The following is a 22412-nucleotide window of genomic DNA, read 5'->3' as shown; positions in this document are numbered from 1 at the left end:
GTGTGCCGCCATCGCCTGTCGGCCTTGTCCTAGGGCCTGCCTGCGTCGGGGACGGCATTGGCGTGCCGGGCGATGGACCGCCACTGGCCCGCCTCGAATCGCCAGACGTTCGTGAACCGCCTTTTCGTGGCGCGTCCTTGCGGCGGATCCGTGACGACGTCGCTGCCCATCACCACCACCACATGCCCGAACATCGACATGCTTTCGATGTGCGCGTCGTAGCTCAGGTGGCGGATCAGCCCGGAGCGCAGGGCGGCCAGGACGCCCGGACGCGGCAGGACCTTGCCGATCGGCGAGTTGACGACGAAGCCGGGCGCCCACAAGGTCTCAAGCTCGGCTTCGTCGGCGGCCAGGAACGCCGCGCAGGCCCTGCGTTCGGCCGCGAGGACTTCCAGTTCCCAGTCGGCCTGCAATTCAACAGCACACGTCACCGGCATTGCCCTGGATCCTTCCATCGAAGGCGGTGAGTCTAGGAAGCGCGGGGCCCGCGGCCCGTCGTGCGGATGCAGCAGCGGGCCTTGTTTCGCGCGGCGGCTGGCAAACTCCGCAGTCACGTTCAGCAGCACGAGCAAGGAGCAGTCATCGATGGTTCAGGACATGCCGGTGCTTCTGCTCCTTTCCATCGACAGGGATCGTGCGGGCGCCTACGTGACCCAGGTGCGCCACGGATCGGTGCCGGTGCACACCTCCGCGCCCGCGCAGCAGGGCCTCGCCGAAGCGATCAGCAGCACCGCGGCGCGCATCCCGCAGGCTTATGCCGGCTTCGTGGAAGTGAGGTACGCCGGCGTGTGCGGCGGAACCTTCCCGGTGCGGGACCTGTGCGAGGCGAAGGCCGCGGCCTCGGTCGCGGAGCGCATGGTCGAAGTCGTGGCCGCTCTGCGCAACCGGCGCTGGGCCGGCACCGCGCGATCGCTGCTGCCCGGTCCCCTGGCGGCGCACGCGCCGGCATGATCACAAGGCGGTCCTGCCGATGCAGGAAAGCCGCGGACGGAGCCGGCCGCTATGCTTGTTACCGATCGTTGGGGCTCGACGATCTGCGCGTGGGGCGCTCCTCAGTCAGGCGTGTCTTCTCACATTCCCCAGCGCATTCCCGGCCCGGCTCGCGCCGGGCTTTTTTTTGCGCGCTCAATCCTCGTCGGTGAGCCACGAACGGGCGGGCTGCAGTTCCGTGAAGGCCTTGATCAGCAGGCCATGGTGTTGCGCGGCCCGTTCGCTGATGCCGACACGGTTGCGCGGGATGACGACCGTCGCCACCCGCTCCAGGTGCGCAAGGCGTTCCGCGACGTGCGCGCCCAGGGTCAGGTGTTCGGTGAAGCTGAAGCCGAAGACGTCCGCGCCGAGCAGGTCGAACAGCACCCGGCGCTTGCGAGTCTGCGAGCAGATCGTCGCGACCATGTCCGCCAGCCCGCAGGCGTCGGGAAGGGTCGCGGGGCCCGAACCCACGACGTAGAGATACGCCAGCGAATGCTCGACGGAGACGGTCCACAACATCCGTCCATGCTAGATGGGGGCGACGCCGGCGTGGGGTATCTCATGCGTCGGCAGGACACGTGCCGGCGCGCCGGCCACGCTTCAGCCTGCGCTGCGGTCGCCCGGCGGTCCGACGAGCAGCAGCAGGTCCTTCGCCAGGGCATCGGCCCGCGCGCAGCGCTCCTCGAGTTCGCTCAGGTCGGCTTCGGGCGCAGGGCCGTCGCCGTCCATGTAGGCGAATGCCGCATCCAGCATCTGGTGCGTGCGGACCGTGATGTCCTGCAGCGTCCGCTGCCAGACCTGGAGTTTGGCGGCGATCTCGACTTCATCCCTGCTCGGCATTCGGCGAGTCTAGCCACGGCACCGCCGCCGGGAGGCGTCGTCCTTATCGTGCATGCGCACGATTCCCGCACCTGTGGGCCAACCCTACAGTGCGCCGCTTGAATGGCCGGCGCATGGCGCAGGAGACGGATGGCAGCGGTGAATGATTCGGAGCGCAGCGAGATGCCCGAAGGCGGTGACGCTTCCCGGCACATCGTCGGCGACATCCGTGCGCTGGGCGACGCCTCCACGCGCTTCCTGCAGTCGGCCGGCGGCGATCCGCTCGCGACGCTGGTGGCCGGCGACATCCTGGGCATCCAGCGCGCACTGAGCCGCTCGGCCGCCACGCAGGATGCGCACGGCATCCGCGATGCGGCGGCCCCCGCAGGCGAGGGCGGCGCCGACGCGCCGCAGCCTCCGTGCGAACCGTGAGCGGCGGCCCATTGCTGTCCTTCCTCCCTTCCCGCAGCAACACCCGCGTGGCCAGGCTGCTGCCGTGGCTCGCGCTGGCCTGCCTGTTGCTGCTGGCGCAGGTGCCCGCGCATGCGCGCGCGATCCTCGACCTCGATGTGCCGGAGCAGCCGATCCAGCTGCGGGACTGGGGCGACTACGTGATCGACGACGCCGGCGGCGGCCCGGATGAGATCTCGGCGCTGCCAACCTCCAGCTGGCGGCCGACGCAACCCGAAGCCGCCTACGACCTGCCGGCCGGGAAGGCCTTGTGGATCCGGTTCACGGTGCCGCCCGCCGCGACGGCCGAACGCTGGTACCTGGAACTTCCCGGCGCGCCGGTGGAGCGCGCCACGCTCTATTCGCGCGACGAAGCGCAGCGCTGGGCAGGCCGCGCCGCCGGCGACCTGGTGCCGGTGGCCGAGTGGCCGGTGCCCCACCTGAACCCGGTCCTGCCGGTCAACGTGTCGGCGGAGGTGCCGGCCACCTACCTGCTCAGGATCGACAACACGGGATTCTTCCGCGGCACGCTGCAGTTCGTCAGCGACGGCTACATGAGCCGGCGCGACCAGAGCGTCTCGCTGATGCTGGGCATCTACTTCGGCCTGGCGGCGCTGTTCCTCGTGACGGCGCTGCTGGGCGCGGCGTTCATGCGCGACAACGTCTACGTGGTCACGTCGGCGGCGGTCGCGTTGATGGCCTTCATGCAGGCGGCCGACACCGGGATCGGCGGCCTGCACCTGTGGCCCCACGCACCGGCCTGGAACGACGTCTCGCGGTCCGTGCTCCTGGTTCTCGCCGCTGCGGGCACCGCCTGGTCGTATGCGGCGATCCTTTCGCTGCGCGATCGATCGGTGCGCCTGCACCGGCTGATGCTCGGCATGGTCCTGGCGGCGTTGCCCGTCGCCATCGCCACCGGGCTCCTGCCTGCGGCCTGGCGGATCCCGCTGGCCGGCCTCTATGCCGTGGGCGCGGCATGCTCCGCGCTGGCCTGCATCGTGTGGGCGGCGCGCCGCGGCGACGCGCAGGCGCCTTTCCTGCTGGTGTCGCTGGCCCCCGTGCTGGCCGGTGCTGTCCTGCCGCTGGGCCGCGCCGTCGGCGTGCTGGAGCCGGGCTTCTGGGCCACGCATTCGCTGCAGGTGGGCACCGCCATCCAGTGGCCGCTCGTGTTGCTCGTGCTCATGGTTCGCGGGCAGTTCAAGCGGGAGAGCATCCGCCGGCTGCGCGGCATCAGCCGGCGCGACCCCGGCACGGGCCTGTCGAACCAGCTCGAGTTCCTGGAGCGGCTGTCGCGGATGATGGCCCGCTCCAAGCGGATGAATTACGACAGCGCCGTGCTGCTGGTGGACATCGTCAACGCGGAGCGGCTGTGCAACGACTACGGCCAGCACCTGACGCAGGAAGTGCCCCTGCGCGTCGGCATGCGCCTGCTGACGACGGCACGCGACATCGACAGCGTCGCGCGCCTGTCCGAGAACCGCTTCGGCATGCTGATCGAAGGCCCGCTGGGTCCCGACGAGGTCAAGCAGATCGGCTCGCGCGTCGTCGCGCGCTGCCTGATGCCGGTGAAGAAGAAGCCGGAGGGCTGGGTGCCGCACGTGCACGTGGCGCAGGCGCTCGTGCCGCGCGACAGCGGCGATGCGGCGCAGCTGGTGCAGCGGATGGACCTGCTGCTGGCGAGCGTGCCGCCGGATACCCGGCGCGCGGTCTTCAACCTGGAGCCCTCGGCCCAGGAGGCGCAACCCGAGGCCGCTTGAGCCGTCCTGCCTTCCTGCCGTTGCAGGATGGCCGGTGGCCGGCGCCAACTCTACATTGACCGGAACCAACTCTGGAGGAAGCAAGATGGCGGCGATCGCTGCGGAAGTCGTCTCACAGCCTTTGGACAGCGCCTACGAGCCCCCCAGCCAGTCCGCACGCCGCAGCTCGCGATGGAGCACGTGGTTCAAGCGCGGCGCCGAGCAGGAAAGCGGCTCGCCCAGCACCACGGCGACACCCGACCCGCTGGGGTTGAAATGGGACTATGAGGAGCTGGTGCGCGAGTGCTGCGCGCGCTACGGCATCCGCGCGGAAGACATCCGCGCCGAAGCGGTGCTGCTGAACGAGTCGGAAGGCAAGGGTATCTTCATCGTGCTGCTGGCCCCCGCCAACGCCGAAATCGCTTCGGCCATGCAGGCGCAGCTGATCGCCCCCGTCATCGAACGCCGCGTGGCCGAGGCCGTCTCGGCCACCTGGATCGGCGACCACAGCATCTTCGCCGGCATCTGGACCCGCTGGCCGGTGAAGCTGCGCGTGCCCGACCAGATGCGCGCCGCGTACCACTCCGTCCGCAAGGCGGGCGCGCCGGACTAATGCATGCGCAGGATCGGTGTCCCGATGGAAGCTGTTGCAAGATGTGTCCACCCCATCAATCAGAGGAACAACCGATGAAGAAGGCCATCGTTTCCGCCCTGTCGCTGCTGACGGTGGCCGCGGCCGTCGCCGCCGGCACCGACAGCACGCAATTCAAGGTGCTGCTGAAGATCACCGAGTCCTGCACGATCAGCGCCAAGGCGCCGACCGACGTCGACTTCGGCTCCCAGGCGCGCATCACCGGCACCTCGACCAACTACGATGCGGCGGGCAAGCTCATCGTCAACTGCAGCGACGGCACGCCCTGGTCCATCGGCCTGGACGGCGGCGTCAACTCTGCTTCGCTGCCGGCCACGCCGACGGCCGGTGACCGCAGGATGAAGCACACGACGGCGCTCCCGGCCGTCTACGTTCCGTACGACCTGTACAAGGACAGCTCGCGCTCGACCTTCTGGGGCAACAGCGGCACGGCCCTGAAGGCCGGCACCGGAACCGGCCTCGACCAGACCATCGACGTGTACGGGCGCCTGACGGACGTGAACTACCCTGCGGGCAACTACCAGGACACGATCACGGCCACCGTCATCTACTGACGATGGCGGGGTTGCCTCAATCGGTGTCGCCGCCGCTGGCCGTTCTCTTCGCCCGCCTGGCCGGCAGGCTGGCGGGCCAGGGCGAATTCCAGGAAGTGGCCGTCGTGGCCTTCACCTTCCTGGTCGCCGCGGGAGCCGCCGCGGCGCTCTTCGTCGAATTCTGCTGAGTCCGGCACGGCCCGCGCGCGCGGGCCGAGTTCATTTGCGTGCCGCGAACGTTTCGCGGCTCATGCGCACGCAGGATGGGCGCGCGCGGGTGTCTTTCCTAGATTCTGCGGACCAGGTGCCGAGCGAGGGACGCCGGGGACGGCCGGGCCCGAACGAAGGTGAAGTAGTAGCAATCAATCGTGGACGCGGCGCATGAACGGCGATCTATCCCATTCCCTTTCGGTATTCGAACGGGGCGAGCTGCCCAACGTGAAGGAGGACTTCTCCGACACGACGTGGCGCGAATTCCAGGCCTTGGCCACCGGCGAAGGCGATTTCCAGCCGACGCTGCCGGCCAGCGCGGGGGACCGCTTCGCGCAGGTGAGCGCTTCCGAGCAGCTGCTCACGTTCATCGACGCCAACGAGCGTGTCTGCCCGAACCCGCAGGCCTGGCACACCCTCTACACGATGCTCGCCAAGGCGGCCGGCCCTTTCGCCACCCTGCCGCCGCCGCCGCCGGTCGACGCCGCGCACTGGCCGACCACGTCGGCCGCCGTCAAGAAGATGTGCCTGCTCAATCACTGCGAGTGGGCCGCGAGCCAGGGACTGGAAGTGCCCGCGCTGGACTTCCTGGTGGCGCTGCGCGAGGACGAATGGCTGCATAACGCGAAGTGACGCCGATCAGCGGCAGCTTCGCAGGGATGAGCGGCTTGCGTTCATGCGCATGCAGGATTGGGTGCCACCGGCCGGCTTCGTAAATTGGACCAACACAACTGTTGGCATCCCAATGCCTTTCGATACCGGGGACTCACGATGAAATTCTGGACCTTATTCGCCGGCGCGAAACCGGCGCCCAAGAGTCAGCCTGCCAGGCGCGAGCGGCCCAATCTGCAGACCATCGAGCTCAAGCGCGAGATCCTGAACATGGCGCTGAAGGACACGGTCGTGCGGCACGGCGTGCCGCCGGCGTGGATGGTGGTGGAACTGGCGCCGGCCCCCATGCTCAATGGCCGTCCGCAATGGGACGCGCGCCTCGTGGTGCGCGAGTGGTCGCCGCGGCTGATGCAGTACTCGGTGGCTTTCGAGAAGAGCTTCATGCACCGCATCTCCGTGATCGATGCGACCTGGCGGCAATGGCTCAAGGGCTGCACCTGGCAGATGCGCGTGCGCGGCGAGCCGGAGCTGATCGAGATGCCCGACCCCAAGTCGTGGCTGCAGAGCGCGCGCCCCGCCGAGGAAGCGCAAGCCGCCGCCGCGCCGCCGGTGCGGCACGGGCAGCTGGAAGCGCTGCGCGCCATGATGAACCGGCGCGACGAAGAGGACTTCGGCGACGACGCGCGGCCCGACTTCCAGAACACGCAGCCCTTCGATCGGCCGGAACTGCACTGAAGCGCCGGACACCCGCGGAGACATCCATGCACCACTTTCGCGAAACACGCAGCCGCCGGGCCGTTCGCGGCTTCACCCTGATCGAGGTCATGATCACGGTGGTCATCATCGCCATCCTCGCGGCGGTCGCCATTCCGTCCTACCAGGACTACATCCGGCGTGGCCAGTTGAACGAGGGCTTCGGCTACCTGTCCGAGTACCGCGTGAAGCTGGAGCAGTACTTCCAGGACTTCCGCAACTTCGGTACCACCGATGGTGGTGACTGTGCCAACGGGACCGGCGCGCCGTCGTGGAACACCTTCAGTCCCGCGGATGCCAAGTACTTCAAGCTGACCTGCAAGGTCGTCGGCGAGGGTTACTTGCTCACCGCCACGGGTATCGCGGGTAACGTCAAGAACGACGTGTTCACCATCGATCAGGACGGCCACAAGCAAACCACCGTCTTCAAAGGCGTTTCGGCTGTCCATGACCGCTGCTGGCTGGTGAAGGGGGCCGAATGCTGATCCGTCGCAATCATGTCCATGGCTTCACGCTCGTCGAGCTGATGGTGGTGGTGGCCGTGCTGGCCTTCCTGCTGATGATGAGCGGCCCCAGCTTCGCCGAATGGATCCGCGGCTCGCGCGTGCGCGGCGCCGCGGAGTCGATCCACCAAGGCCTGCTGCGCGCGCGGGCGGATGCCGTCACCCGCAACCAGAACGTGTCGTTCCGCCTGATGACCAGCCCCACTGGGCGCCTGGACTCCAGCTGCGCCACCGCTTCGACGTCCGCGTCGTGGATGGTGAGCGTGGACGACCCGACCGGCAAGTGCGACGCGACCACGCCCTCCGTCGCGCCCAGGATCATCGCCGCTGCGGATGCCGGCGACGGCGCTGCGCAGGTTTCGGTCAGTGCGAAGTCGTCCAGCGCCGCGGCCGCCGACACCGTCACTTTCGATCCGGCGGGACGGGTGGTCGGCTCGACGACGGGAGCGATCGCCACCATCGCCATCTCGGCGGCCGGCGGCGGCGCGCGCCGCTACGAAGTGCGGATCAGCCCGGTCGGCTCCGTCCGCCTGTGCGAACCCGACCTCGCGGCGTCGGACGTGCGCGCCTGCAGCTGAGGAGCATGAACATGAAGAAAGCGATCCAGCGGCGCCGCGGCGAACAACGCGGCAGCGTCCTCATGGAAGTGCTGGCCTCCATGCTGATCTTCTCCACCGGCCTGCTGGCGCTGGCGGGGCTGCTCGCTTCCATGACGCGCGCGCAGACCGACGCCAAGCTGCGGGCCGATGCCGCCAACCTCACCGCGGAGGTGATCGGCATCATGACAGCCGACCGCGGCAACCTGGCGCAGTACCAGACCGCGCCTTCGACACCTTGCTCCTACTCGCGCTGTGCGGAATGGGCCGCCAAGGTGAAGTCCGCCCTGCCGGCAGCGTCCGCGCAGACGACCGTCGATACGGCCACGGGCAGGGTCGAGGTCTCGCTGACCTGGGCTGCCCCCGGCGCCGAGGTCCACCGGTATGCGAACCAGACCTCCATCAACTGACCGCGCCGTGTCCGCGCGCGGCGCCCGCGGCTTCACCATGGTGGAGCTGATGATCGCGGTCTTCATCGGCATGTTCACGCTGCTGGCGGTCGCGCAGGTGCTCGCGTTCGTCGAAGGACAGAAGCGCTCGGTCGTCTACGGCTCGGAGGCCCAGGTCGGGGGCACGCTGGCGCTCGACCAGATCGGCCGCGACATCCTGCAGAGCGGCTATGGACTGGTCACCTTCGGCGCCGCGGCGGGCTGCCCGATCGCCGCCTCGTTCAACGGGGCGCCGGTGGATGGCTTTCCGGCGCGGCTGGGCCCCATCACCATCACGGCCGACCCGACCGGCGGGCCCGACACCATCCGCGTCCTGCGCAGCGGCAAGACGTCGTTCTCGGTGCCCATTCCGGTGGTGGCCCCGGGCTACACGCCCGGCACCGGCTTCGTCGTGAGCCATACGCTCGGCGTCAAGGGTGACGCCACGGACGGCGACCTGATGCTCGCCGTCAGCGGCGCCGACACGACGTGCGAGCTGTTCCAGGTGAATGCCGCCGTGTCCACGGCGAAGCTGGTGCCGCGGGTCGACGACGCGGGCTGGAATGCCCCTGGCAAGCCGGCGCTGCCCTATTCGGACGGCAGCACGCTGGTCAACCTGGGCACGCTGGTGGACCAGACGTACGCCATCGCCAATGGCGCGCTGATGGTGCGGCAGCTGAGTTCGGGTGGAGGCGCCGCGCCCGCGTACGCGGCGGCCGCGGAACTGGTGCCCGGCATCGTGAGCCTCAAGGCGCTGTACGGCAAGGACACCAATGCCGACGGGAAGATCGACACCTGGGATACCACGGTGCCGACCACCAGCGCCCAGTGGCAGACCGTGGTGGCCGTGCGGCTGGCGGTGGTGGCGCGCAGCACGCAGTTCGAGCGAATCCAAAAACCGGAAGATATGCCCACCAAAGCCAACCTCGAATGGCATATGGGCTCCGACACGGTCAACGGCGCCGTCCTTCCGGCATGTTCGTCCGGTGGCGGTGGCTGCCTTCCGATCAAGCTCGACCACCTTCCCGACTGGAAACGCTACCGGTACAAGCTGTTCGAAGCCGTTGTGCCGGTGAGGAACGCGATATGGAGCAGATCGTGAAAGCCGGCCACCGCAATTTGCGCTTGCGCCGCGGCCTGAAGCGGGCGCAGCAGGGTATCTCGCTGCTGTTCACCATCATCGCGCTGGTGGTGGTGATGCTGACGGCGCTGGCCGTCACGCATTCCATCGACACCAGCGCCGCGATCGTCGGCAACCTGTCGTTCCGCCAGGACGCGCTGATGGCCAGCAACGTGGCGTCCGAGCAGGCCGTCGACTGGCTGCGCGGCAAGATCGCCGTTTCGGGCGCGCTCGAAGCCGACCTGCCCAATGAAGGCTATTACGCGACCAGCCGCGACCAGCTCGACGTCACCGGCACGCGCACGACGGCGGCCGCGAGGCTTCCCGTCGTGAACTGGGACGGCGCCTGCCTGGGTTTGGAATCGTCCACCTACCTGGACTGCACGACGCTGCCGTTCACGCCCACGAGCGGCGTGAAGGGCAACAAGGTCCAGTGGGTCATCACCCGGCTGTGCGGCAACGCGGGCGCGGAAGACGGCTTGAATCCCTGCGCCCGCCCGCCCTCGGACGGCAGCAGCGGCGGCCCGGCCGACCGCAGCGAACCCACCGGGGCAGGGCGCCTGCAGGATCCCCAGCGCAGTCCCTACTACCGGATCCTCGTGCGCGTGCAGGGCGCGCGCAACTCGGTGACCTACACCGAAACGTTGGTGCACTTCTAGGAGCAAACGCGAATGACGCAGCTGAAGAACGCGTATGTCCGCCGCGGCGCCGCGCTGGCCTGTGGCTTGATGCTGTCGGCCGGTGCGCAATCGCCGGCCTTGGCCGTGAGCCTCGCGAACGAACCGCTGTTCGCGGGCGCCGCCGGCGCCAAGCCCAACCTGATGTTCATCCTGGACGACTCGTACAGCATGGCATGGGAATGGATGCCCGAGGTTTCGGTCTACTTCGGCCACCGCCGCTACGGCCGGCGCGCTTCCCAGTGCAACGGGGTCGCCTATAACCCCAAGATCACTTACATCCCCCCGTACAATGCCGACGGCACCCAGGCTTCGCCGGCTTCCACGAGCGTCTTCGTGCCCAACCCGATCACGCAGACCACCACGCCGCGCGCCATCGCGCCGGTGGGGGCGATCCCCACGTCCTCGCCTGGACCGGGGCCGGGAACGATGGACGTCACGGTGACCGGCGCGGGGGGAGCGGCGGGCAGCTCCGGGTGGTTCCCCGACGGCACGCGCGTGACGGTGTACCAGACGGGCGATGCCAGCCGTTTCATCGCGGGCGACGTGTTTTCGTGGGATGCCAATAGCGGCAAGCTGACGATCAAGCTCGCCGAGGCGACCATCGTGGGCACCGGTTCGCTGAACCCCGCCGTCGTCGCGCTGGGCGAGCCCGCGTACGACACCTACAACGTCTATATCGCGAAGCCGACGGACAGCAACTACTACGAGCCGCTGTCCTTCACCTACGACGCCTGGGGCAACCTGCAGTACGGCGACTGGCCGAACTCGTTCGCATACCAGTGCTCCGCCTACCTCGGCACGGAGCCGGGCAAGTCGGTGTTCCAGACGGTGCAGGTCGGCGCCGGCGAGGCGCAGAACTACGCCAACTGGTACCAGTACTACCGCAACCGCATGTCGATGATGAAGTCGGCGCTGAGCCAGGCGTTCGTCTCCATCAACGACAGCTACCGCGTCGGCTACAGCACCATCAGCAGCGACCGCGCGGTGGAGGGCAAGAACTTCGTCGACATCCGCGACTTCGACACCAACCAGAAGAAGAAATTTTTCAACGCCTTCAACGCCGCGGTGCCCATGGGCGACACGCCGCTGCGCGGCGCGCTGTCCAAGGCCGGGCAGTACTACGCCAACAAGGCGTACCAGCAGACCAGCGACCCGATCCAGTACTCCTGCCAGCGCAATTACGCCATCCTGTCCACCGACGGCTACTGGACGTACGGCGGCGAGAACCAGTGGGGCACACCCAAGTACGGTCCCTATGACCTGGACGGCAAGAATGTCGGTGACCAGGACGGCAGCGATCCGGACAAGTTCCCGCGACCCATGGCGGACGCCAGCAAGAGCGCCGACACGCTGGCGGACGTCGCGGCGTACTACTACAAGACCGACCTGCGCGACGAGTCGCGGGGCAACTGCAAGGGCGCCATCGCGGGCGTGGACGTCTGCAAGAACAACGTGCCCCAGTCGGACGCGGATTCCAAGCTGTGGGGAGGTGCCTACGGCGACAAGATCGTCACCCAGCACATGACCACCTTCACGCTCGGCCTCGGCGTGAACGGCCGGCTGAAGTACAAGCCCGACTACGAGACTGGCGCGGGCGACTTCGGCGCGATTCTGGGCGATCCTGCCGCGACGCCTGCGATTCCTCCGTCGAAGGATTGGCCGGCCATCACCAGCGACAACCGGCCCGAGCAGGTCGACGACCTCTGGCACGCGGCCGTCAACGGCCGCGGCAAGTACTTCAGCGCCGGCGATCCGGCCGCGCTGGTGACCAGCCTTCGCACCGCGTTGAACGCCGTGAAGCCCCCGTCTACCGGCGCGGGCGCGAGCGCGGCCACCAGTTCGCTGGAGCCCGTGGCGGGCAACAACGACATCTTCCTGGCCCAGTTCACCTCAGGCGACTGGACCGGCGATGTCCTCGACTACAAGATCGACCCCAAGACCGGCGACATCCCCGCGACACCCGCCTGGTCGGCGAAGGCGCAGCTGGACACCCTGGCGCCTTCCTCGCGCAACATCTTCTACGCCTCGCCGAAGTCGAAGGGACTCAAGCCGTTCCAGCAGGGGCAACTCAACAGCGACGGCCTGCTGGGCAACTTCTCCGGGTTCTGCGCCGGCGGCGACAAGAAGGCCGCGAGCGGCGCTTCGTCGCCGGAGCAGTGCCTGGGCATGAATCCGTCGGACCAGTCGCTGGCGAACGACCCCGCCAACCTCATCGCGTACCTCCGGGGCGACAAGACCAAGCCGTACTACCGCACCCGAAAGAACATCCTGGGGGACATCGTCAACGCCTCGCCGCTGTTCATCGGCCAGCCGCCTTTCAGGTACCCCGACGACGCGTACAAGACGTTCGCAGGGAAACCGCGCAAGGCGGTCGTGCTGGCCGCCGCCAACGACGGCATGCTGCATGCCTTCGATCGGGGCGATGGGTCGGAGCTGTGGGCCTTCATTCCCACCGACGCGCTCGGCCGACTCTACATGCTGGCCGACAACGGCTACAGCGCCAACCACAAGTACTTCGTCGACGGCTCGCCGCAGATGGGCGACATCTACGTCGGCGGTGCGTGGAAGACCATCGTCGTGGGCGGCCTGAACGGCGGCGGCCGCAGCTACTACGCGCTGGACGTCACCAAACCGGACCAGCCGCAACTGCTCTGGGAATTCACCAACCCCAACCTGGGCCTGAGCTTCGGCAACCCCATCATCACCAAGCAGGCCGACGGCCGCTGGGTCGTCGCGTTCAGCTCCGGCTACAACAACGTCAGTCCCGGCGATGGGAACGGCCACCTGTTCATCGTCGACGCCAACGACGGCACGCTGCTGCAGGACATCCAGACCTACACGGACACCGGCGTTCCCGCCGGCAACACGACGACGCCGAGCGGCCTGGCTCGCCTGAGCGCCTGGGTGGACACGGAGTACGACAACCACACGATGCGCTTCTATGGCGGTGACCTGAACGGCAACGTCTGGCGCTTCGACACCGACGGCCTGGTGGAGCCCAAGAATGCGGCCCTGCGCATGGCCGTGCTCACGTCGCCCGACGGCGCGCCGCAGCCGATCACCACCAAGCCGGTGCTGGCGGAAGTCCGCTCGGCGGGCGCCCTCTACCCGGTCGTCTACTTCGGCACGGGCCAGTACCTAGGCGCGGGCGACCTCAGCACGACGGCCGTGCAGTCGCTCTACGCGATTCGCGACCCGATGGCCAACACTTCCTATGGCGAAGTGCGCAAGAGCTCGCGCTTCGTCGAGCAAACACTCAAGGACGCGAAGGACACGGCGACCAACGCCGACATCAAGCTGGTCAGCAAGAAACCCGTGGACTGGACCAAGTCGGACGGCTGGCGCATCGACTTCATCACCTCGGGCGAGCGCGTGTTCATCAACCCGATGATCGTGCTCACCACCATCTACGTGGCCACCAACATCCCGAGCAAGGACGCGTGCGTGGCCGGCGGGACCTCGTTCATCTATGGATTCGACATCGCGAGCGGATCGTCGGAGGGCCTTGCCGGTTTCTCCAACGGCAACGAAATGACGATGGGCATGACGGCGTTGCGGCTCCAGTCGCCGGATGACGGCACCACGCCTGGCGAGATCGACATCGTCAGCACGATGTCGGGCGGCGGGTTCAAGAAGAAGCCGGCGCCGTCCGGCAAGGCGCCCAGCGGCCTCAAGCGCGACTCGTGGCGCCAGATCGTGAAGTAAGCGATGAGCGGTCGAACGAAGCCGCGCGCGGGCAGCGCATGGGCTCTGGCCCTTGCCGCCTGCCTCGCGCTGGCCGCGCCTGCCTTGCGAGCCGCCGACCTGCAGGTCTCGCCCATCTCGCTGGAGTTCAAGCAGGCGGAGCAGGCGCAGGCCCTGTGGCTGAGCAACACGGGCAGCCAGCCCGTGCGCGCGCAGCTGCGCGTCTACGCGTGGAGCCAGGATGGCGGCACGGAGAAGCTGGAGCCTTCCGGTGAACTGGTCGCCAGCCCGCCGGCGGTCGTCATCGCCGCGGGCAGCCGGCAGCTGGTGCGGCTGGTGCGCCCGCAGGCCGCCGCGGTGACCGCCGAAAAGAGCTTCCGCGTGGTGATCGACGAATTGCCGGCGCTGGCGCCGGGCGGAAGCCGTCCGGGCCTCGCCTTCCTGCTGCGGTATTCGGTCCCTGTCTTCGTGTCCACCGTCGATGATCCCGTGCCGCCGGCGAAGCCACAGCGCGCGCTGTCGGGCCGCGTCACGCAGGAGGATGGCAAGACCTGGCTCACGCTGTCGAACGCGGGGCAACGGCGCGTGCGCCTGAGCCACCTCGTGCTGGACAACGGCGGCACTCGCGTGACGCTGGTGGACGGGCTGCTGGGGTACGTCCTTGCAGGCCGCACAATGCGATGGGAGATCTCCGCCCGGCTGCCACAGCTGGTCTCAGGGCGGCTGAGCGCGCGCCTCGACTCGGATGCGCAAGAGCAGCCGCTGCCTCTCGAGCCGCTCGCTCCCTAGCCTGGTCGTCGCCATGGGACTCGCAGTGGCCTGGTCCGGTGCGAAGGCGAACACGGACTCCTGCGGCGGCGGTACGGCGGCGGAGCAGCCGGCCGGGTCCGCGCCGCTCTACCTCGGGTTCACGGTCAACGGCGTCGCGGCCGCGCGGCTCGTGCAGGCCACCCGCACCCAGACCGGGCTGCTGGTGGACCGCGCCGTCCTGTCGGACCTTGGCCTTCGGTGGCGGGACGCGCGCGAAGGCCCGGTCGCGCTGGAGGCCATCCCGGGCATCTCGTTGCGCTGCAACTGGGAAAACCAGGCCGTCGACGTCACCGTGCCCGTGAGCGAGCTGGACCGCGCCCCCACGAGATTGACCGATCCCTCGACCGGCGGCGACCGGCCCGAGGTTTCGCCGGGCCTGCACGGCGTTCTCCTGAACTACGACGCGTATGTGCAGACGATCAGCCACGGCCCGGCGGCCGGCAGCCTGTGGACCGAGACCCGCGTGCTGGGCGTCGGCAGCGGCTACTTCAGCAACAGCCTGCTGACGCAGGCGGGGGAGGGCATCGCCGCCCGCACGACGCGCCTGGACACGTACTGGCGTACCGACCTGCCGGAATCGATGGTGTCCATCACGGCAGGCGACACGTACTCCAGCGCGGTGTCATGGTCGCGGCCGGTGCGCCTGGGGGGAGTCCGGGTGTCCCGCAACTTCGCGCTGCAGCCTTACCGCAGCACCGCGCCCCTGTCGGTGCTGTACGGCGAAGCCGCGCTGCCGTCGACGGTGGAGCTGTACCTCAACGGCGTGCGGCGCACCGTGCAGGACGTGCCGCCGGGCCCCTTCCAGCTGGAAACCGCGCCGGTCGTGAACGGCGCCGGCGTCGCGCGGCTCGTGGTGACGGACATCCTCGGCCAGAAACGCACGATCGACGTGGACGTCTACGGCGGCTACGGCCTGCTGCAGGAAGGCCTGTGGGACTGGTCGTTCGAAGCGGGCTTCCAGCGCCGCTCGTACGGTACCGCGCAAACCGGCTACGACAGCCAGCCCGTGGCATCGGCCAGCGCGCGCTACGGCGTCAGCGACCGCCTGACCGTGGAGCAGCACGGCGAAGCGGGCGCGGGCGTGGCTTCTTACGGCGCGGGCGCGGTGGTGCGCATCGCCGAGCAGGCGGGCTTGCTCAGTGTCTCGCTGTCGTCCAGCAGCAGCGGCGCCGGCACGGGTTGGCAGCAGTCCGCCGGCTACCAGTGGTCGGCGGGACGCTTCAGCCTGGCGGCGCAGTCGGTGCGCCGTTCCGCTTCGTTCCAGGACCTGGCGGGCCTTCCCGCCCAGCAGAGGCTGCTGGCGTCGGATTCCGTGTTCGGCTCCATCGGGACGGGCTGGGGACAGTTCGGCATCGCGTTCGCGTCGCAGCGGATCCAGGACTCGGAAGCCACCCGCGCGGCAACGCTGAACTGGTCCACCGAAGTGGGGGCCAGGGCCACGCTCTCCGTGTCGGTCACCAAGGAGCTGTCCGCGCGGCGCGCGGTGGCGACCTACGCCTCGCTGACGCTGCCCCTGTCGGGCAACCAGCTGGCCGACATCAGCGCCACCCGGCGCGGCGGCAGCCAGTCCGCCAACGTCACCGTCGCCAGGGGCGCGCCGGACAACGGGTGGGGCTGGCGCGTGCGCGCGGGCGAGACGAACGGGCAGGGCGGCGGCCTGGCGCAGGTGGCGCGCACGCACACGCAGGGCGAGTGGGCTGCCGGCGTGGAAGCGGCGCCAGGTGGCGGGACCTCCGCCTTCGCCAGCGCTTCGGGCGCCGTGGTGATGGCGGGCGGCGGCACTTACCTGTCGCGGCGCATCGACGATTCGTTCGCGCTGATCTCCACTTCGGGCGTGCCGGGCGTCCCGGTGCTGCTGGAAAACCGCCGCATCGGCACCACCGACTACCGCGGCTACCTGCTGGCCACGCAGCTGGGCGCCAACCAGAAGAACCGCGTCGCGGTGGACACGCTCACGCTGCCCGCCGACATGAGGACTGCCGCCGAGAGCCTGGACGTGGTGCCGGTGAGCAAGGGCGGGGCGCTGGCGCGCTTCGACATCCGCAAGGTCCGCGCGGTGCAGGCCGTGCTGCGCGACGCGAAAGGCGAGGTGCTTCCCGCCGGCACGCCCGTGCTGGTGCCCGGCGGCGCCGGCGCGCCGCCGCAGGAGTCGGTGGTCGGCTACGACGGGCTCGTGTACCTCGAGGATCCGCCGCCGGCCGCATCGCTGCGCGCGCAGCCACCCGAAGGCGAGTGCCGCGCATCCCTTCCCGCCGAATTCCCCGCGCAGGCACTGGAGCTGACATGTACCCCATGAAGAACACGCGCGGCGCGCTGGCCGCGGCGCTGCGGCTGGTGCTGCTGTTGGCCGGCCTGCTTCTGGCACCGCAGGCGTTCGCGCAGCAGTGCATCAGCAACGGCGCCACCAACGTGTCGTTCGGTGTCCTCTCGCCCGACCGCGCATCGGACAGCCAGGGCACGGTCAACCTCACCTGCCAGTCCGGTTTCAATCCGGGCTACGTGCGCTACTGCGTCTACATCGGCCTGGGGTCGCCGGCGGGCATCGCCCCCAGGCGGATGGAGAACTGGTTCGCTTCCATCGCCTTCGACCTGTACTCGGATCCCGCGCGAACCAAGCTGATCGGACCGCCTCCTTCGGGCGGCGGGTTCCCGGTGTACACGGGGACGCTTCCGGTGGCGGGCGGCTACGCGCTGTCCGCGGTGAACATCCCCATCTACGGCCGGGTGCCCTCGGGCCAGAGCTGGCCGGACCTGAGCGGCACGTGGACCGTGCAGCACCTCGTGTTCGATGCCCAGGTCGTCTGGGCCTTCGACGACACCAAGTTCCCGGACACCTGCACCGGTGGCATCAAGAGCAGCACCGAGCAGTTCTTCTGGGGCTCCTACGGCGACATCAACACCGCGTGCCGGATCACCGATGCCACCGATCTCGATTTCGGCGTGGTGGCGTCGCTCGCGTCGGACACGCCGGGTGCCTCCACCATCACCGTGCGTTGTCCGGCCGGCACACCCTGGACCCTGGCGCTCAGCGCTGGCGGCAACGCCATCCTCGGCAACCGCCGCATGAAGAGCGCCGCGGGGAAGTACGTCAGCTACGAGCTGTACAAGGATTCGGGCCACGGCCAGAAATGGGGCAGCGTGGCCGCGGACATGGTGAACGGCACCGGCGCGGGGGAGAAGTCGCCGACCGTGCTGCGGGTCTACGGCCTGGTGCCCGCGCAGTCGTCCGTGCCGGGCAGCTACTCCGACCTCATCACCGTCACGCTGACGTATTGAGCGCCGCTCATGCCCTTGCATGAGTGCGCGGCCGCCGGGGCGGCCCTAGCATGAGCGCGGGTCGCCATCGCGATCTTTCCCCGCGCGACCGACCAACCCCCATGACCTCCGGTGAGTACCACCGCCCGCCGGCCGGCGCCGGCCTGCTGCGCGCCTTCGCCGCCACCTTCGCATGCGGCGGCGTCCTCACCGCCGGCTACTGCACGCTGGCCATCGGTTTCTTCCCTTCCGGACTGACGGCTGGCGACCTCCTGCTGCTGCTGGGCGTGACGCTGGCGTTCGGCACCGTTCACCTGGCTGTCTGCCTGGCCGGCTACGGCGCGGTCGTCCACTCCATCGGGCTGCTGCTGCGCCTGCCGGCGTTCGGCGCGCGGAATCTCCGCGACGCGCCGGAGCCGCCGGTCGCGCAACGAACGCCGGCGGTCTTCGATGCCGTGCTGTTGCTGGCGTGCGCCGTCCTGCTGGCCGTGGCCGCGCAGGCTTTCGGCAACGCGAGGCTGGCCGGCGCCGGGCTGCTCACCGGCGCGCTGCTGCACCTGACGCGGTCGGCCTGGTCGGCGCGGCGGCAGCTGGAGCGCGCGCCGGAGGTGCTGGCGATCTGCGCGATCGTCACCGCGGTGCTTCCGCCGCTGCTGTTCTGGCCGTCGTTCAAGTGCGAGGCCGAAGCGGTGATGCGGCGCATCTCGCTGCGGTCGGAGAACGTGGTCATCCGGGTCGCGCAGGACAGCCGCGAGGTGCTCGAGGCCGCGGCCGCCGCGGCGGGCGTCGCGCTGGCCGAGTGCTCCGGCGATGGGGAAGGCGCTTCGGTCTTCGTCGACAGCGTGCTTTGGCACGGCATCGGCGAGCGGACCTGGGTGGAGATGCGCCCCGAGGCCGCGGTGCCGGTGCGTGCCGAGCTGCGCCGCGAGGACGTCTTCGTGGTCTCGCGGCCCGGCGCCGGATTCCGTTCCTGCGTGCCCGCGCAGGAGCCCGCGTCGTCGCCGGCGGTGGCCATCCCCAGGCTCACCATCTGATGGCCGCACGCCTGCTGGGCCGCTACGAGTTGCGGCGTCTCGTCGGCAAGGGCGCGATGGGCCAGGTCTACGAGGCCTGGGACCCGAACCTCGACCGGCCGGTGGCGATCAAGACCGTGCGGATGGACCGGCTGTCCGACGCCGAGGCGCGCGAGTTCGAGGCGCGCCTGCGCGTGGAAGCGCGCTCGGCCGCGCGACTGCAGCACCCGAACATCGTGACGCTGTACGACACCGGCCGCGAAGACTCGGCGGCGTTCCTGGTCCTGGAGTACGTCGATGGCGACGATCTCCAGCGGCACCTCGCCGTCCGCCGCCGCCTGGGCCTGGCGCAGGCCGCGCAGATCATGCAGGGCCTGCTGGCGGCCCTGGGGTACGCGCATTCGCGCGGCGTGATCCACCGCGACGTGAAGCCGGCCAACATGCTCCTGCCTGCGGAAGGCGGCGTGAAGCTCACCGACTTCGGCGTCGCCCGGCTGCAGGGATCGGGCGAGGCGACGTTCACGAAGCATGGCGTGCTGCTGGGCACGGCGCGGTACATGGCGCCGGAGCAGCTGAAAGGCCTGCGGCTGGATGGGCGGGCCGACATCTTCGCCGCGGGCATCGTGCTGTACGAAATGCTCGCCGGCCTGCGGCCCTTCTCGGGCGACAACGAGTTCGCGATGATGCATTCGATCCTCACGCACGAACCGCAGTCCCTTTGCCTCCTGCGTCCCGACCTTCCGGGCCGGCTGGACCGGGTGGTGGCGCGCGCGCTGGCGAAAGACCGCGACGAGCGCTATGCGACCGCGGAGCTTTTCGCGGCGGACCTGCGGCTGGCCGTCGCGGACGATGAGGACCTGACGCTGCCGCCGGCGGAATGGGCCGCGGCCCCCCGCGCGGCCGTGTAGCGAGCGCCTGCACACGCAGGATCGGCGGCGGCGCCGGATCACGGTACATTCCGTGCGCATCTTCGGCGGGCCAACGCCACCGGCGATGCCATCGCGCCGCCGCGAATCCACCGGCGCGACTCCTGCGGAACGCAGGCCCAATCTGTTCCCGATGCCCCACCCACAACCCTCCGCCCCGCCGATGCCTGGCCAGCGCGCCGTCGTCGCGGCCAGCGTGGCCGGCGCGGCGATCGAGGTCTACGACTTCCTGCTTTTCTCCTTCTTCGCGACGTACATCGGCCCGGCCTTCTTCCCGGCCGCGGATGCCCGCACCAGCCTGCTGCTCACGCTGGCGGTGTTCGGCGCCGGTTTCGTGACGCGGCCCATCGGCGCCTTCGTCATCGGAAGGTATGCCGACCGGAACGGGCGGCGCCCGGCGCTGGTGCTCACGATGCTGCTGGTCACGGCCGGCACGCTGGGCCTGGCGCTCACGCCCACGTACGCCTCCATCGGCATGGCGGCGCCGGTGCTGATGCTCGTCTGGCGGCTGCTGCAAGGCTTCGCCCTGGGGGGCGAGATCGGCCCTTCCAGCGCGTTCCTGCTGGAGATCGCGCCGCCGGGCCGCCGCGCCCTGTACAGCAGCTGGGCTTACGCGGGGCAGGGGCTGGCGGTGCTGCTGGCCGGCCTGTGCAGCATGGCGGTGGTGCTGGCGCTGCCCGAAGCGGCCGTGCGTGAATGGGGTTGGCGGATCCCTTTCTTCGTCGGGATGCTGCTGTTCCCGATCGCGCTGCACCTGCGGCGCAAGATGCCCGAAACCGCCGCGCCGCGGCCGGCCGGCCGGGCGCCGCGGCTGCGCCAGCACAAGCTGCTGCTCACCGTGGCCTTCTTCTTCATCGCGGGCGCCACCATCTCCAACTACGTCAGCCAGTACATGACGACGTACGCGATCGCCACGCTCGGGCTTTCGGCCAAGGTGTCGTTCGCGACCACGCTGGTGGTCGGCGTCGCCACTTTCCTGCCGGCGCTGGCCGGCGGCTGGCTGGCCGACCGCTTCGGGCGCAAGCCGGCCGTGGTGCTGCCGCGCGTGCTGCTCGCCCTGGTGGCGGTGCCGGCCTTTTCCATGCTGGTGGCCTATCCCAGCGCGCCGGCGCTGTTCGCGGTCGCAGCGCTCATCGCCGCGCTCGGCGCCATGAGCGGCGGTGCGGCCTTCACGTTGATCATGGAACTGCTGCCCGGCCCGTTGCGGTCGCAGGGGCTGGCGCTGGCCTACGCGGCGGGCGTCGCCGTGTTCGGCGGCTCGGCCCAGTTCATCGTCACGTGGCTGATCGGCGTGACGGGCGTGCAGACCGCACCGGCCTGGTACGTCGCCCTCACCAGCCTGCTGGCCGCGGCCGGCGCAGCCTTGCTGCCGGAGAGCAGGTACCGGGTGGAGCAGGACCCCGCGGACTGACCCGCGGCGTTGGGCGCCCCGGGCCCCGTCAAGTGACCGGCGTCACTTTGCAAGGCGCTCAAGCGCCCGGTGTTTCCAATTTTTTCACGCAAAACGCGTCCATGTCGGTGGTAAACGCTTGCGAAACGGTGATCGAACGGCCGGCGAACGACCGCTTCCTAAACTGGATTCATCTACTTACAAGCGATCAAGAGATGGAGCAGTTAAACCCCCTGGCCACTCCCCGTGATGCGCGCCGCGCGCCGGTGCAGCGTTGCAAGATCCTGGTCGCCAGCGACCACAGCATCATCCGGCACGGCCTCAAGCTGATGTTCAATGCCGCGACCTCGCACGTGCTGGTGGACGATGCGCGGCCGATGCGCGAGATCAGCGACGCCATCGCCTTCCACCGGCCCGACGTGGTCATCGCCGATGTGAGTACCGGCACCGAAGGCGTGAACGCGCTGGCGCAGGCTTTCGGCGACCAGCCGCCGCCGGCCCGCCTGCTGCTGCTGTACCCGCCTTGCACCATCCCGGGCACGGGCATGTTCTCGGTCCTGCGCGGGTTCGCCGGGGTTTCGGCTTCCGACGACGCGATGGAACTGCTCGGCGCGCTGCAGGCGCTGTTGCGCGACGAAGTGCGGACGGACGACGAGGGGGGGGAAACGGCTTCGGATTTCGCGCCCCTGGCGCCGGCGAGCGCCGGGCCGGTCGTGGACGGCATCCGCATCACGCCCCGCGAACGCGAAGTGATCCAGCTGATCACGCAAGGCCTGTGCAACAAGCGCATCGCGCGCGCGCTGAACATCAGCCTGACCACGGTTCGCACGCACCGCCAGCGTCTCATGAGCAAGCTGGGCCTGCGCAATTCGGTGGAAGTGGCGCAGTTCGGCGCGCGGGCCTTCGGCGAAGGCACCCTGTCCCGGGGCGCCTTCTAGGCGGCCCACTTCGCGGCTGCCGCGTTCGCGCCGCCGCGCGAGACCCTGCCGCGCTCGCCGGCCCACGCTCGCGACAGGGACGGCCCGGCCTGGGGTGGCCGCTGCGATCGGGGAAGACATTGGGCAGTGGTGTGTGCGCTCGATGGAAGGCCGGATCGTAGTGGCCCGCGCACCTCATCGAGGCCGCGCTCCTGCAATTGCCGCAGCGGCGGCTCGCGGGTCTCCTGCATCGGCACGACTGAGGCCCTGCGGGCGCGGGCCTGGCCTTAAGCTGGCCGCTCCTTGTTGGAGCGACCGGCGCGTGCTGCCGTGTACGATGGCTGCTCCGCCCC

Annotated in this window: 24 protein-coding genes; 21 read left to right on the top strand and 3 right to left on the bottom strand. The window is 69.5% G+C overall.

Annotation, left to right across the window (positions count from 1 at the left end; translation table 11 throughout):
• Positions 1-29: 29 nt before the first annotated feature.
• Complete coding sequence (locus EZ216_RS19465; RefSeq protein ID WP_239024456.1) at positions 30-566, bottom strand: nuclear transport factor 2 family protein; 537 nt, start codon at positions 564-566, stop codon at positions 30-32.
• Between the two features lie 19 nt (positions 567-585).
• Here EZ216_RS19465 and EZ216_RS19460 point away from each other — a divergent pair, with 19 nt between their 5' ends.
• The gene (locus EZ216_RS19460) at positions 586-951 is read left to right on the top strand and encodes a hypothetical protein (protein WP_167772977.1); all 366 of its coding nucleotides are present in this window, start codon (positions 586-588) and stop codon (positions 949-951) included.
• 174 nt (positions 952-1125) lie between these two features.
• On the opposite strand, the gene EZ216_RS19455 is transcribed toward EZ216_RS19460, so the two are convergent.
• Both EZ216_RS19455 and EZ216_RS19450 read right to left on the bottom strand, forming a co-directional pair.
• Positions 1126-1491, bottom strand: coding sequence for a hypothetical protein (locus tag EZ216_RS19455; protein ID WP_135251459.1), 366 nt, complete (start codon positions 1489-1491; stop codon positions 1126-1128).
• 81 nt (positions 1492-1572) lie between these two features.
• Positions 1573-1812: a hypothetical protein gene (locus EZ216_RS19450; protein ID WP_135251458.1), complete on the bottom strand. Its 240-nt coding sequence runs from the start codon at positions 1810-1812 to the stop codon at positions 1573-1575.
• 129 nt (positions 1813-1941) lie between these two features.
• Between EZ216_RS19450 and EZ216_RS19445 the strand changes: the two genes are divergently transcribed.
• The 20 genes from EZ216_RS19445 (at position 1942) to EZ216_RS19355 (ending at position 22080) form a co-directional block, all read left to right on the top strand.
• Positions 1942-2223: a hypothetical protein gene (locus EZ216_RS19445; RefSeq protein ID WP_135251457.1), complete on the top strand. Its 282-nt coding sequence runs from the start codon at positions 1942-1944 to the stop codon at positions 2221-2223.
• On the top strand, positions 2211-3998 hold the full coding sequence (locus EZ216_RS19440; protein ID WP_135251456.1) for a sensor domain-containing diguanylate cyclase: 1788 nt from the start codon (positions 2211-2213) through the stop codon (positions 3996-3998). Before EZ216_RS19445 ends, EZ216_RS19440 begins: the two co-directional genes overlap by 13 nt.
• An 85-nt stretch (positions 3999-4083) precedes the next feature.
• Positions 4084-4590, top strand: coding sequence for a hypothetical protein (locus tag EZ216_RS19435; protein ID WP_135251455.1), 507 nt, complete (start codon positions 4084-4086; stop codon positions 4588-4590).
• A gap of 74 nt (positions 4591-4664) precedes the next feature.
• Positions 4665-5183 (top strand): Csu type fimbrial protein, encoded by a 519-nt coding sequence (locus EZ216_RS19430; protein ID WP_167772975.1) that lies wholly within the window; start codon positions 4665-4667, stop codon positions 5181-5183.
• An 11-nt stretch (positions 5184-5194) separates the two neighbouring features.
• A complete protein-coding gene (locus tag EZ216_RS21535) occupies positions 5195-5350 on the top strand; it encodes a hypothetical protein (RefSeq protein ID WP_167772974.1) in 156 nt (51 codons plus the stop codon).
• A 193-nt stretch (positions 5351-5543) separates the two neighbouring features.
• Entirely contained in the window at positions 5544-6005 is a 462-nt protein-coding gene (locus EZ216_RS19425) for a hypothetical protein (protein ID WP_135251453.1), read from the top strand.
• Between the two features lie 138 nt (positions 6006-6143).
• Entirely contained in the window at positions 6144-6719 is a 576-nt protein-coding gene (locus EZ216_RS19420) for a hypothetical protein (RefSeq protein ID WP_135251452.1), read from the top strand.
• A 26-nt stretch (positions 6720-6745) separates the two neighbouring features.
• The gene (locus EZ216_RS19415; RefSeq protein ID WP_135251451.1) at positions 6746-7222 is read left to right on the top strand and encodes a type IV pilin protein; all 477 of its coding nucleotides are present in this window, start codon (positions 6746-6748) and stop codon (positions 7220-7222) included.
• The gene (locus EZ216_RS19410; RefSeq protein ID WP_135251450.1) at positions 7216-7818 is read left to right on the top strand and encodes a GspH/FimT family pseudopilin; all 603 of its coding nucleotides are present in this window, start codon (positions 7216-7218) and stop codon (positions 7816-7818) included. Before EZ216_RS19415 ends, EZ216_RS19410 begins: the two co-directional genes overlap by 7 nt.
• Positions 7819-7829: 11 nt before the next feature.
• Positions 7830-8246, top strand: coding sequence for a type IV pilus modification PilV family protein (locus EZ216_RS19405; protein ID WP_135251449.1), 417 nt, complete (start codon positions 7830-7832; stop codon positions 8244-8246).
• Between the two features lie 7 nt (positions 8247-8253).
• On the top strand, positions 8254-9366 hold the full coding sequence (locus EZ216_RS19400; protein WP_167772973.1) for a PilW family protein: 1113 nt from the start codon (positions 8254-8256) through the stop codon (positions 9364-9366).
• Complete coding sequence (locus EZ216_RS19395) at positions 9363-10043, top strand: pilus assembly PilX family protein (protein ID WP_205959714.1); 681 nt, start codon at positions 9363-9365, stop codon at positions 10041-10043. Before EZ216_RS19400 ends, EZ216_RS19395 begins: the two co-directional genes overlap by 4 nt.
• A 12-nt stretch (positions 10044-10055) precedes the next feature.
• Complete coding sequence (locus tag EZ216_RS19390) at positions 10056-13769, top strand: PilC/PilY family type IV pilus protein (RefSeq protein WP_135251446.1); 3714 nt, start codon at positions 10056-10058, stop codon at positions 13767-13769.
• A 3-nt stretch (positions 13770-13772) separates the two neighbouring features.
• Complete coding sequence (locus tag EZ216_RS19385; protein ID WP_135251445.1) at positions 13773-14537, top strand: fimbrial biogenesis chaperone; 765 nt, start codon at positions 13773-13775, stop codon at positions 14535-14537.
• A 13-nt stretch (positions 14538-14550) separates the two neighbouring features.
• Positions 14551-16854, top strand: coding sequence for a fimbria/pilus outer membrane usher protein (locus tag EZ216_RS19380; protein WP_167772972.1), 2304 nt, complete (start codon positions 14551-14553; stop codon positions 16852-16854).
• On the top strand, positions 16842-17834 hold the full coding sequence (locus EZ216_RS19375) for a Csu type fimbrial protein (RefSeq protein WP_135251443.1): 993 nt from the start codon (positions 16842-16844) through the stop codon (positions 17832-17834). The genes EZ216_RS19380 and EZ216_RS19375 overlap by 13 nt, the downstream gene beginning before the upstream one ends.
• 101 nt (positions 17835-17935) lie before the next feature.
• Complete coding sequence (locus tag EZ216_RS19370) at positions 17936-18847, top strand: hypothetical protein (RefSeq protein WP_135251442.1); 912 nt, start codon at positions 17936-17938, stop codon at positions 18845-18847.
• Positions 18847-19734, top strand: coding sequence for a serine/threonine-protein kinase (locus tag EZ216_RS19365; protein WP_135251441.1), 888 nt, complete (start codon positions 18847-18849; stop codon positions 19732-19734). The genes EZ216_RS19370 and EZ216_RS19365 overlap by 1 nt, the downstream gene beginning before the upstream one ends.
• Positions 19735-19915: 181 nt before the next feature.
• On the top strand, positions 19916-21163 hold the full coding sequence (locus EZ216_RS19360; protein WP_167772971.1) for an MFS transporter: 1248 nt from the start codon (positions 19916-19918) through the stop codon (positions 21161-21163).
• Positions 21164-21357: 194 nt separating this feature from the next.
• Positions 21358-22080, top strand: coding sequence for a response regulator transcription factor (locus EZ216_RS19355; RefSeq protein ID WP_167772970.1), 723 nt, complete (start codon positions 21358-21360; stop codon positions 22078-22080).
• Positions 22081-22412: the final 332 nt, after the last annotated feature.

This window comes from Ramlibacter humi, from assembly GCF_004681975.1.
In the GTDB taxonomy this organism is placed as follows: domain Bacteria; phylum Pseudomonadota; class Gammaproteobacteria; order Burkholderiales; family Burkholderiaceae_C; genus Ramlibacter; species Ramlibacter humi.
Note: the sequence above shows the minus strand (reverse complement) of the source record. Positions and strands in the feature narration are given on the sequence as shown.